We start from the raw sequence: 12,105 nt of genomic DNA on the forward strand, positions 1-12,105 counted from the left end.
CGCCGACCCTAGCCTCGTTGCCCTGAGTCTTGCTCACCATGTGCGCCCGCTTTTCGTTAGCGGTGTTCACGTGATCAAATCGACGGCCTCCAGGTGTTGTCGATCACCCACCCGCCACCCCTCGAGGAGGCGCTTCGCGCCGCGGTCACAGCTTCAACGCGTGTGTCGCGGTCGCGCCACCGTCGGCGACGAACTCGGCGCCCGTACTGTACGAGCTTTCGTCGCTGGCGAGGAAAACCACCAGGTTCGCGATCTCGACCGGCTGCCCGACCCGGCCCAGTGCGACCTTCTTGCCCACCCAGGAAGTGTCGATCTCGGCGCCCCCCGCGGCGTCGGAGACCATTTTCGTGTCGATCATCCCCGGATGGACGGAATTGACCCGGATGCCTTTCGGTCCCAGTTCCAGCGCGGCCACCTTCGTCATTCCGCGAATCGCGAACTTGCTCGCGGTATAGGCGACCAGGAACGGCATTCCGGCCAGTCCTTCCACTGAGGACACGTTGACGATCGAGCCGGTACCGGCCCGGGACATGGGTTCAACGACCGAGCGCATCCCGAGAAACGCACCGATCTGGTTCACCCTGATCACGCGCTCGTAGTCCGCGAGCGTGGTCTTGGCGAGCTCGGAGAAATGCAGGATGCCGGCGTTGTTGACCAGCACCGTCAGGCTGCCGAACTCGTCCACCGCCCGGTCCACCGCCGCGCTCCAGTCGTCCTCGCTGCTCACGTCGAGATGCTGGTACAGCGCGCCGAGCTCGTCGGCGAGCGCCTTGCCCTCGTCGTCGAGGACGTCGGCGATCACGACCTTCGCGCCCTCTTCGGTGAACCGCCGCGCGGCCGCCGCGCCCTGTCCGCGCGCCGCCCCGGTGAGCAGCGCGACCTTCCCGGCCAGCCTGCCCATCTACATCATCTCGTCGGTCAGTGGCAGGTACACGGACTTGAGCTCGGTGAACGCCTCGATCGAGGACAACCCGCCCTCGCGGCCGAGCCCCGACTGTTTGAACCCGCCGAACGGCAGATGTGGTTCGATCTGGAACCCGTTGACGCCGATCGTGCCGGCCCGCAGCTTGCGCGCGACCCGGAACGCGCGCTGGGCGTCCGCGCTGAACACGCTCGCACCCAGGCCGTACTCGGTGTCGTTCGCGAGCCGGATCGCCTCCTCCTCGTCGGAGAACGGGACGACGGCGAGCACCGGGCCGAAGATCTCCTCCTGCGCGATGGTCGCGTCGTTGGTCACGTCGGCGAAGATCGTGGGGGCGACGAAGTTGCCGTCCGCCAGTTCGCCGCCGAGGCGTTCGCCGCCGGTGACCAGTCGCGCGCCCTCCTGGACGCCCTTCTCGATGTAGCCGAGCACGCGCTCCAGCTGACGCTCGTTGATCAGCGGGCAGGAGAGCACGCCCGGGTCGAACGGGTCGCCGTAGGTGATCGCGGCCGCCATGCCCTGCGCGGCGGCGATGAACTCGTCATACACCTCGCGGTGCACGAGCGCGCGGGTGTTGGCCACGCAGGCCTGACCGGACAGCCCCATGGTGACCGCGCCGATCGTCGTCGCGGCCGCGAGGCCGACGTTGGGCGCGTCGGCGAACACCAGCGCCGGGCTCTTGCCGCCCAGCTCCAGCGAGACGCGTTTGAGGGTGCCCGCCGAGGCCTCGACGATCCGTTTGCCGATCGCGCGGCTACCGGTGAAGCTGATCTTGTCGACGTCCTTGTGCGTGATCAGCGCTTCGCCGACCGGGTCGCCGGGACCGGTCACCACGTTCAGCGTGCCCGGCGGCAGCCCGGCGTCGGCCAGCAGCTCGACCATGCGCAGCACGGTGAACGTGCAGTACTCCGACGGCTTGAGCACGACCGTGCAGCCCGCCCCGAGCGCCGGGGCGACCTTCTGCGCGAACAGCAGGAAGGGCGCGTTCCACGGCAGGATCGCGGCGACGACGCCGACCGGCTCGCGGAAGGTCATCGCGAGGTGGTCGCCGCCCTGGTACGGCGGCAGGGTCTGGCCGCCGAGCTTGTCGATCCAGCCGGCGTGGTGGTCGAACACGTCGGCCGCGGCCTCGACCGAGGTCGCGTAGATGTTCTCGCTGAACGACAACGGCACCGAGTTGTCCAGCGCCTGCAAGGCACGCAGCTCGGCGGCGTGCTCGCGCAGGAGGTCGCCGTAGCGGTGCAGGACCTTGATCCGCGTGCCGGCCCGCGCGTTGGACCACGCCCCCGAGTCGAAGGCCCGGCGCGCGGCCCCGACCGCGGCGTCCACGTCGCCCGCGGTCGCGACGGCGAACTCGCCGATGGCCTCGCCCGTCGCCGGGTGGTGGTGCGTCCAGGTGGCCCCGCCCGCACCCGGCCCCCACTGCCCGTCGACGAGCAGCTGACCCGCCTTGAGACCGACGGATTCGCGATGCGGTTGCACGGTGAGCGTCATAGCAACTCCTGACTGGCGAACATCTGCTCGCGGCCGCTGAAGTAACCGGGCAATGCGGACAGTTCGGCGAGGTCCCAGGTCTGTTCGAGCGTGGGCGGGCGCACGAGCGCGACCTTTCCGCCGTGCACGACGAAGACCTGGCCGGTGATCTCGTCGGCCTCGGGCGAGGCGAGGAACGCGACGAACGGCGCCACGTGTTCCACGGACAACGGATCGTCCCCTTCGGGCGCTTCGCCGAAGACGTTCTCGGTCATCCCGGTGCGCGCCCGCGGGCAGATCGCGTTCGCCCGCACGCCGTAGCGCGCGCAGCCGCGAGCGGTCGCGACGGTGAGGGCGGCGATCCCGGCCTTGGCCGCGGCGTAGTTGGGCTGTCCCGCGGAGCCGAAGAGGAAGGCTTCGGACGCGGTGTTGACGATCCGCGCGTACACCGGTTTCCCTTCCACTTTGGATTGTTGCCGCCAGTGCGCGGTGGCGTTGCGGGACAACAGGAAGTGCCCACGCAGGTGCACCCGCAGGACGGTGTCCCACTCCTCGTCGGACATCGAGAAGAGCATCCGGTCCCGCAGCACGCCGGCGTTGTTCACCACCACGTGCAGCCCGCCGAAGTGCTCCAGCGCGGCCGCCAGCAGCGCGTCCGCGGTCTCCCGCTCGCCGACGTCACCCTTGACCAGGAGCGCCTTGCCGCCCGCGGCCTCGATCTCGGCCACGACGTCGGTGTCGGCCACGTCGTTCACCACGACAGCCGCGCCACCGCGGGCCAGCGCCAGCGCCTCCGCGCGGCCCAGCCCGGCCCCGGCACCCGTGACGATGGCGACCCTGTCCACCCGGCAGCCTCCTCGCTGGCACGGCAAGCCAGGGATCGGCCCGCCTCTCACCGCACAGACTAGAATCTGTTCTCGTATTGAGCAAGCACCAATTAATCCCGGATGAACAGGGCATTCCGTGGACAAGCGGCCACAGCTTGAGTAACACGTTCTACTTCTTCCTGAGGTACCTCCGGCTGCTTGACGAGCAACTCGTCCTCGTCGTCCAGCTCGAACACGGCGGGCGCGAACGCGGCACACAGCTCGTTCGCCTCGCACAGGTCGCGGTCGACGTCGACGCGCATGGCTTCCTCCTGTCCGGAACAGCTGGTAGAACTAGAACAGGTTCTAGACTAGCGCCGCGCCCGGTTCGCCACCAGGAACGAGCGGGACGCGGTGGAGGTGACGCATGCGGATCGACTACACGGCCGAGCAGCAGAACCTGCGTGACGAGCTGCGCTCGTACTTCGCCGGGCTGATGACGCCGGAACGGCGCGACGCGCTCGCCGGCGAGGGCGGGGAGTACGGGGACGGCTTGGTGTACAAGGAGATCGTGCGCGAACTGGGCCGCGACGGCTGGCTCGCGATCGGCTGGCCCACCGAGTACGGCGGGCAGGCCCGGCCGATGATCGACCAGCTCGTCTTCACCGACGAGGCGGCCGTCGCCGGGGTGCCCGTGCCGTTCCTGACGGTCAACACCATCGGGCCCACGATCATGCGGTTCGGCACCGAGGAGCAGAAGGCGTTCTACCTGCCGCGCATCGCCGCGGGCGAGCTGCACTTCTCGATCGGGTACTCCGAGCCCGAGGCCGGCACCGACCTGGCCTCGCTGCGCACCCGCGCCGTGCGCGACGGCGACGAGTACGTGATCAACGGGCAGAAGATGTGGACGAGCCTGATCGAGTACGCCGACTACATATGGCTGGCCGTGCGTACCGACCCCGACGCCCGCAAGCACAAGGGCCTGAGCATCGTCATCGTGCCGACCACGGCCGACGGCTTCTCCTGGACGAAGGTGCGCACCGTCGCCGGCCCGGGCACCAGCGCCACCTACTACGACGGCGTGCGGGTGCCGGTGAGCGCGCGCGTCGCCGAGGAGAACGCCGGCTGGCCGCTGATCACCAACCAGCTCAACCACGAGCGCGTCGCGCTGACCTCGGCCGCGCCCGTGCAGTCCGCGCTGCGCGAGGTGCGGCGGTGGGCGCAGGAGACCAAGCAGCCCGACGGCAGCCGCGTCATCGACGCCGAGTGGGTGCGCCTGCACCTGGCCCGCGTGCACGCCCACGCCGAGTACCTCAAGCTGCGGAACTGGCGTATCGCGACCACGCCCGCCCTCAGCCCGGCCGAGGCCTCGGCGACGAAGGTGTTCGGCACGGAGCTGGCGATCGAGGCGTACCGGCTGCTGATGGAGATCCTCGGGGCGGGAGCCGTCGTCCGCGAGGGTTCGCCGGGTGCGGTGCTGCGCGGGCGGATCGAGCGGGCGCACCGGTCCGCCCTGATCCTCACCTTCGGCGGCGGTACGAACGAGGTCCAGCGCGACCTGATCGCCGCGACCGCGCTCACCCTGCCCGTCAGCCGCTAGGAGGAAGCCATGGATTTCACGGTGAGCGAGGCACAACAGGAGCTGGCGGGACTGACCAGGCGCATCCTGGCCGACCGGGTCGCGCCGGAACCACACGGCGAAGGCGGGTTCGACCCGGCGCTGTGGCGGGAGCTGGTCAAGGCCGGGCTCGTCGACGCCGACCTCGGCCTGCTCGAGCAGTGCACCGTGCTGACCGAGATCGGCCGTGCGGTCGCACCGGTCCCGTACCTGCCGTCGGTGACGATGGCCGCGGCCGCGATCTTCGCCTTCGGCACGCCCGAACAGATCGAGCGCTGGGCCATGCCCGCGGTCCGGGGTGAGCGCGTACTCGCGGTCGCGTTGCCGGACGTCGGGTCCGCCGGCGGGTTCACCGTGGAGAACGGCCGGATCTCGGGCGCGCAGACCGCGGTGCCGTTCGGTGCGTTCGCCGACGGGTTCCTGATCCCCGCCGACAGCGGCGTGTACCTCGTCGACAGCGCGGACGTGCGGCCCCAGCGCGTCATCGACCACGCGGACGCCGCGCTGGTGCAGCTGACCGACGTGCCCGGCGAACTGCTGGGCACTGGTGTCGACGAGTGGTTGCGGCTGCGCGGGACCGTCGGGCTGTGCGCGGTGCAGCTGGGCGTGCTGGAGAGCGCGCTGCACCGGACCGCCGAGTACGCCAAGGAACGCCGGCAGTTCGACCATCCGCTGGCCGGTTTCCAGGCGGTCCGGCAACGGCTCGCGGACGCCTACATCGATGTCGAAGCCGTACGCCTGACGATGTGGCAGGCGGGCTGGCGGCTGTCCGAGGGCCTGCCCGCGGCGGAAGAGGTCGCGACGGCCAAGTACTGGGCCGCCGAAGCCGGGCACCGGGTCGCCCACACCGCGGTGCACCTGCACGGCGGTGTGGGCATCGACGTCGAACATCCGGTGCACCGGTACTTCGCGGCCGCCAAGCGGATCGAGTTCACCCTCGGCGGCGCCACGGCGCACCTGCGGGCGCTCGGCGAGCTGCTGGCCGCCGAACCGGCATGACCCTCACCGACCTGCTGCTCGCCCGCGCCGCGGACCCGCGGCCGGGGGTCCGGTTCGAGGACGAGTGTCACACGTGGGCCGAGCACGTGCGGGAGTGCGCCGGGCAGGCCGCGTCGCTGCGGCGGATGCTGCGCCCGGACGCGCCGCCGCACGTCGGGATCCTCGCGGACAACGTGCCCGCGTTCTCGTCCCTGCTCGGCGGTTGCGCGCTGTCCGGATCGGTGCTGGTGGGCCTGAACCCGACCCGCCGCGGCGAGGCGCTGGCCCGCGATGTGCGGCTGTCGGACTGCCAGTTCGTGTTCGCCGAGCCGCGGTACGCCCCGCTGCTCGCCGGGCTCGACGTGCCGGTGCATCCGCTCGGGAACCCCGAACCCGCGCCGCTGGAGCCGGTTCCCGTCTCGCCGGACGACCTGCTGATGCTGATCTTCACCTCGGGCACCAGCGGTGACCCGAAGGCGGTGCGCTGCACGCACGAGAAGATCGCCTATCCCGGCCGGATGCTCGCCTCGCGCTTCGGACTGTCCTCTTCGGACACCGTGTACGTGTCGATGCCGATGTTCCACTCCAACGCGATCATGGCGGGCTGGGCGGTCGGCCTCGCCGCGGGCGCGACGATCGCGCTGCGGCGGAGGTTCTCCGCGTCCGGTTTCCTCCCCGACGTCCGGAAGTTCGGCGCGACGTACGCGAACTACGTCGGCAAGCCGCTGTCGTACGTGGTCGCGACACCGCCGAAGCCCGACGACGCGGACAACCCGCTGCGGCTCGTCTACGGCAACGAAGGCGCCGAAGCGGACCTCGCCGAGTTCGGCCGGCGGTTCGGCTGTCACGTCGTCGACGCCTTCGGCTCGACGGAAGGCGGCATCGGGTTCTCCCGCACGCCCGATTCGCCGCCCGGCTCGCTCGGCCGTCCCGCCGAAGGCGTCCGCATCGTCGACCCGGAGACCGGAAAGCCCTGTCCGCCACACCAGGTCGGCGAACTGGTCAACACCACCGGGCCCGGCGCGTTCGCGGGCTACTACCGCAACCCCGAGGCCGACGCGGAACGGATGCGCGAGGGCAGGTACCACACCGGCGACCTCGCATACGCCGACGAGGACGGGTTCTACTACTTCGCCGGACGCCTGGGCGACTGGTTGCGCGTCGACGGCGAGAACCTCGGCACGGCACCGATCGAGCGCGTCCTTTTGCGGCATCCGAGCGTGGCCGAAGCGGCCGTATACGGGGTGCCCGACCCGGTCACCGGCGACCAGGTGATGGCCGCGCTCGTCCTCTCCGGCCCACTCGATCCGGCCGGTTTCGGCGAGTTCCTCGCCCACCAGCCCGACCTCGGGCCGAAACAGCTGCCACGCCACGTGCGAATTGCCGACGAACTACCGCGCACATCCACGTACAAGGTGGTCAAACGGAAGTTGGCGGGCGAGGGTACGCACTGCTCCGATCCGGTATGGTTCCGCGCCGGGGCGAAAACTTCCTACGAACTCCTCGTCCGGCCCCTAGCCTGACGCTCATGCGCAGAGCCGTCGCCGCACTGTTCGCCCTCCTGCTCGCCTCCGTGTTCCTCGCGCCCGCGGCCGAGGCCGCCCCGGGCAAGCTGACCGCGAGCGACTTCCGGTTGAGGGAAAGCGCTTACAACCCGGTGATCAGCAAGCTCGACGGGATACTCGGCACCGTGCCGGTCTCCGCGGTGCTCGACAGCGCCAACCGCACCGGCGTGTCGTGCAACCCCGGCGCGACGCACCAGGCGGCTGCGTTCTGCTGGAACTCCGGCGACAACGACACCACCGACTGGTACCCGCAGGGCATCAGCACCACCGCCGACGCCTACGACAACGGCCAGTACGAGGGCCGCACCGCGCTGTTCACCAGCTGGTACTACGCCGGGACCGGCACGAACAAGGGCGTTCGCGTGTCCTTTGTGGACTACTCGACGCCGAGCACGCCGCAGTACCGGCACGTCCTGCTCGTCGAGCCGTACACGAACTCCGCGGGACAGCCCGACTACCGGCCGGTCGCGATCCACGCCGGCGGCATCTTCACCTACGGCTACTACCTCTACGTCGCCGACACCTCCGGCGGCTTCCGCACGTTCGACCTGCGGCACATCTGGTCGGTGAAGACCGGCGACAACACGAAGATCGGCCGCCAGTCCGACGGCAGCTACCAGGCCTTCGACTACGCGTACGTGCTGCCGCAGGCGCAGACTTTCACCGACTCGACCACGAACGGCCTTGCCCAGCTGCGGTTCTCGGCCGCGTCGCTGGACCGCACGAGCACGCCGGACAGCGTGGTCGTGCCGGAGTACAACACCGACGGCACCGGCACCCGCGTGGTCCGGTTCCCGATCGACTACACCGACCGCAAGTTCGCCGAGTCGTCCGACGGCTACACGCACGCGACCGAGGCGTACCAGGTCAACATCCCGAGCATGCAGGGCGCGACGGCGATCAACGGCACCTTCTACGTCTCCGCGAGCGCCGGCTCGGGCACCCGCGGCTCGCTGTGGACCTTCACGTCGTCGTCGGGGCCCACCAAGCACGCGACGGTGTTCCCCATCGGCAACGAGGACCTGTCCTACCGCGGGCCGCAGAACCAGCTGTGGACGCTGAGCGAGTACCCGGGCTCCCGCTACGTCGTCGCGGTCACTCCGTCGTCGTTCTAGCGCACCCGCCGGACGCGCTTCGCTCGGCTTGCCTAGTCCACGGCATTGATCGGGCGCAGCCGCCGTGGCCCGGTGTCCGGGCGCGCGGGCGGCGGGCCGAGCACGATGCGGGCGTTGGCGACGAAGGCGCCCTCGGGCGAGGCCATCACGGGGTCGAGGCTGAGCCCCCGCACCTCGGGGTTGTCCTCGGCGAGAGCGGCCACGCGCAGCACCATGTCCTGCAGCGCGGCCAGGTCCGCGGGCTCGTCGCCGCGGTAACCGGTCAGCAGCGGCGCGCTCTTCGGCTCGCGGACCAGCGTGGCGGCGTCGACGTCGGTCAGCGGCACGGCCCGGTACGCGCGGTCCCCCAGCAGCGTGCTGACCAGGCCCGAGAGCCCGAAGGACACCAGCGTGCCGAACGACGGGTCGTCCTGCAGGCCGATGAAGCACGAGATGCCCTTGGGCGTCATCTTCTGCACGTACATCTCGTCCTCGTGCGAGACCTCGCGCAGATCGTGGTAGCCGCGCCGGACGGCGTCCTCCGACCCGAGGTCCAGCCGCACCCCGGCGAGGTCCGGGCGGCCGCGCAACCGCTCGTCGACGGCCTTGACCGCGACCGGGTAGCCGATCTCCTCCGCCGCGGCGACGGCCGCGTCGGCACTTCCGACGACCTGGAACTGCACGACGTCGATGCCGTAGCACCCCAGCAGCCGCACGATGTCGTGGTCTTCGAGCACGATGTTCTTCTCGCCGCCGCCTTCGAGGAGCTCGCGCACGATCTGTTGTGCCGCTTCGGCGTGCACGCGCGCCGGCCGGATGAGCTGCCCCTGCGGGCGCTGTCGCCAGGCGGCGTAGCGGACCGCCTTCGCGAGCGCGCTGACCGCGCGTTCCGGACTCGCGAAAGACGGGATCGAGCCGTGGCCGGGCGAGCCGTCATCCCCGCCGACCGCGAGCTCCGCGGGCACCCCCTCGACGGCGAGGAACGTCGAGACGATCGGTTTGTGCTGGCCGAGCCCCTGCACGACGTCGCGCAGCGCACGGGCGTACGCGGTGCCGGGCGTGGCGATGGGCGGCACGAACACGGCGACGAGCGCATCCGTCTCCGGCGAGGTCAGGGCCTCCCGCACAGCGGCGGCGAACTCCTCGGGCCCGGCCTGCGGGCCGACGTCCACCGGTTCGAACGCGAGCCGCAGCCCCTGGGCGCGAGCGGTGTCGGCGGCCAGCAGCCCGATGGCGCTGGAGTTCCCGACGATGCCGACCCTCGGTCCGGCAGGCAGCGGCTGGTGCGCGAACACGAGCGCGGTGTCGAACAGCTGCGCCAGGTTCTCCACCCGCACGACTCCGGCCTGCTCGAACAGCGCCTGCACGCTCGCTTCGTCCACCTCCGTGGAGTTCGCGGCCAGCTGCGGGCGAACCGCGTGCCGCCCCGACTTCACCGCCACGATCGGCTTGCTGCGGCCCAGCCGCCGGGCGAGGCGGGCGAACTTGCGTGGGTTGCCGAACGATTCCAGGTACAGCAGCACGAGGTCGGTCGCGGGGTCGGTCTCCCAGTACTGGAGCAGGTCGTTGCCGGAGACGTCGGCGCGGTTACCGGCCGAGACGAACGTCGAGAGGCCGAGGCCGCGTGACTCGGCGTCGGCGAGGATCGCGGTGCCCAGCGCGCCGGACTGGCAGAAGAACCCGGCGCGGCCGCGGGCGGGCAGGCGTGGCGCGAGGGTCGCGTTGAGCCGGACGGCCTGGTCGGTGTTGAGCACGCCGAGCGCGTTCGGCCCGACCACCCGCATGCCGTGCGCCCTGGCCTCGCCGACCAGGCGCAGCTCGGCGTGCAGGCCGTGCGGGCCGGCCTCGGCGAACCCGGCGGTGACGATCAGCAGGGTCTTCACGCCCTTGGCGAGCGCGCCGTCGAGGACGGACTCGACCTGGTCGGCGGGCACGGCGACGACGGCGAGATCGACGGGGTCGGGGATCTCGAGCACGGACTTGTAGGCGCGAACGCCGCGGACCGAGCGGTGCTCGGGGTTGACGGGGTAGACGGTGCCGGCGAAGTCGGCCGCCAGGAGGTTCGACAGGACGACGTAACCGACCTTGGTGGGGTCGGTGCTGGCGCCGATGACCGCGACCGAGCGGGGGTGCAGGAGGTTGTGCACGCTGCGTGCCTCGGCGGCCTGCTCCCGCGCCCGCGCGACGGCGAGTGACTCCTCGGTGGACGCGACGTCGAATTCGAGGTGCAGCACGCCTTCCTCGATGGCGCGGCTGACCTGGTAACCGGCGTCGCGGAAGACACGCACCATGGCGGAGTTCTCGGCGAGTACCTCGGCGACGAAGCGGCGCAACCCGGACTCCGACGCCGCGGCGGCCAGGTGCTCCAGCAGGATCGAGCCGAGGCCGCGGCCCTGATGGGAGTCGTCGACGACGAAGGCCACTTCGGCGGACGGCCCGTGGCCCAGCCGCTCATACCGCCCGACGGCGACGATGTCGTCGCCCAGCAAGGCGATGAATGCGACCCGGTCGTGGTGGTCGACGACGGTGAAGCGCTCGAGGTCGCGCTGCGGGATGCGGGGGTAGGCGCCGAAGTAGCGGAGGTAGCGGGTGCGCTCGGAAAGGCGGCCGTGGAAGGCGACGAGCCGCTCGGCGTCGCCCGGCACGATGGGCCGCAAGTGGACGACGCCCCCGTCGGACAGCACGACGTCGGCCTCCCACTTGCGCGGGTAGTCGTACGGATCGCGCGGGCCGCCCTTGGCCGTGTCGTCGTCGGTGCTCATTGCCGTCTGCCACCCACTTCGCCGATGCTCATCGCCCTCTACCCCTCATTCCGTCCTGCTCGACGTTGCCGGAAACCCGCCATGCCTCGCGGCGCCGGCGGGTGCGCCCGCCCGCGGCCGCGTGTCATCCCGGGCCCTGCTTGCGGAGGCGCTGAGTGAGGCCAGGTTGCCACGCCGCGGCAGCTCTGCCGAGTCGGCGAGTCGCCGGTCGCTGACTCGCCGGTCGCTCGCTGCCCGGGCCGCCGCCCCGCCACCCGCGGACTCGCCGGTCGCTCGTTGCCCTGCCCGCGGACTCGCCACCACGACGATCGGTCGCTGCTTCCCCGCCGACCCGCCACCCACGGACTTCGCCACCCCGCCAACTCACGCCAGCCACCGCGCCAATCGGCGGGCGCCCGCCCGTCGACTCGCCACCGCACCAGCTCACGCGGGCCACCGCGCCAGTTGCTCGCTGCCGCCCAGCCGACCCGCCATCCACGGACTCGCCACCGCTCCAGTCGGTCGCTGGCTGCCCGCACCGCCCCAGCCGCCCCAACAAGTCGCCATCGCGCCAGTCGGCCGCCGCACTCCCCGCCACTCGGCCACGCCGACCCAGCTCACACCAGCCACCCCGCCACTCGGCGGCCGCCCGCCCCGCCACTCGGCCACGCCGACCCAGCTCACACCAGCCACCGCGCCACTCGGCGGCCGCCCGATCAGCCGCCCCGCCGCCCACGGACTCCACCGCGCCGGTCGGCCGCTGGCTGTCCCGCCACTTGGCCACGCCGCCCCAGTTCACAGCAGCGGCCGCGCCGATCGCCACCGCGACCTCGCCGGGTCGCCGGCCATCCCCGGCCGTCCCGGTCCACCACCCCACTTCGCCGCCACCCCAGCCAGCGTGGTCTCCA

Annotated in this window: 9 protein-coding genes; 4 read left to right on the top strand and 5 right to left on the bottom strand. The window is 71.3% G+C overall.

The window, feature by feature from the left end; translation table 11 throughout:
• Positions 1–145: 145 nt before the first annotated feature.
• The 4 genes from LWP59_RS29840 to LWP59_RS29855 form a co-directional block, all read right to left on the bottom strand.
• Positions 146–901, bottom strand: a complete 756-nt coding sequence (locus LWP59_RS29840) for a glucose 1-dehydrogenase (RefSeq protein ID WP_144644897.1) — start codon at positions 899–901, stop codon at positions 146–148.
• On the bottom strand, positions 902–2,416 hold the full coding sequence (locus LWP59_RS29845) for an aldehyde dehydrogenase family protein (RefSeq protein WP_144644899.1): 1,515 nt from the start codon (positions 2,414–2,416) through the stop codon (positions 902–904).
• The gene (locus LWP59_RS29850) at positions 2,413–3,240 is read right to left on the bottom strand and encodes an SDR family NAD(P)-dependent oxidoreductase (protein WP_144644901.1); all 828 of its coding nucleotides are present in this window, start codon (positions 3,238–3,240) and stop codon (positions 2,413–2,415) included. The genes LWP59_RS29845 and LWP59_RS29850 overlap by 4 nt, the downstream gene beginning before the upstream one ends.
• Positions 3,241–3,332: 92 nt before the next feature.
• The gene (locus LWP59_RS29855; RefSeq protein ID WP_144644903.1) at positions 3,333–3,524 is read right to left on the bottom strand and encodes a ferredoxin; all 192 of its coding nucleotides are present in this window, start codon (positions 3,522–3,524) and stop codon (positions 3,333–3,335) included.
• A 104-nt stretch (positions 3,525–3,628) separates the two neighbouring features.
• Here LWP59_RS29855 and LWP59_RS29860 point away from each other — a divergent pair, with 104 nt between their 5' ends.
• From LWP59_RS29860 to LWP59_RS29875, 4 genes are read left to right on the top strand one after another with little or no spacing between them, the layout of a single operon-like run.
• Positions 3,629–4,801 carry an acyl-CoA dehydrogenase family protein gene (locus tag LWP59_RS29860; protein ID WP_144644905.1) on the top strand — a complete coding sequence of 391 codons (1,173 nt, stop codon included), beginning with the start codon at positions 3,629–3,631 and terminating at the stop codon, positions 4,799–4,801.
• 9 nt (positions 4,802–4,810) lie between these two features.
• Positions 4,811–5,818, top strand: coding sequence for an acyl-CoA dehydrogenase family protein (locus tag LWP59_RS29865; RefSeq protein WP_144644907.1), 1,008 nt, complete (start codon positions 4,811–4,813; stop codon positions 5,816–5,818).
• A complete protein-coding gene (locus LWP59_RS29870; protein ID WP_144644909.1) occupies positions 5,815–7,320 on the top strand; it encodes a long-chain-fatty-acid--CoA ligase in 1,506 nt (501 codons plus the stop codon). The genes LWP59_RS29865 and LWP59_RS29870 overlap by 4 nt, the downstream gene beginning before the upstream one ends.
• A 5-nt stretch (positions 7,321–7,325) precedes the next feature.
• On the top strand, positions 7,326–8,477 hold the full coding sequence (locus LWP59_RS29875) for a hypothetical protein (RefSeq protein WP_144644911.1): 1,152 nt from the start codon (positions 7,326–7,328) through the stop codon (positions 8,475–8,477).
• A 32-nt stretch (positions 8,478–8,509) separates the two neighbouring features.
• On the opposite strand, the gene LWP59_RS29880 is transcribed toward LWP59_RS29875, so the two are convergent.
• Entirely contained in the window at positions 8,510–11,218 is a 2,709-nt protein-coding gene (locus tag LWP59_RS29880) for a bifunctional acetate--CoA ligase family protein/GNAT family N-acetyltransferase (RefSeq protein ID WP_144644913.1), read from the bottom strand.
• Positions 11,219–12,105: the final 887 nt, after the last annotated feature.

The sequence above is a fragment of the Amycolatopsis acidiphila genome (assembly GCF_021391495.1).
Classification (GTDB): domain Bacteria; phylum Actinomycetota; class Actinomycetes; order Mycobacteriales; family Pseudonocardiaceae; genus Amycolatopsis_E; species Amycolatopsis_E acidiphila.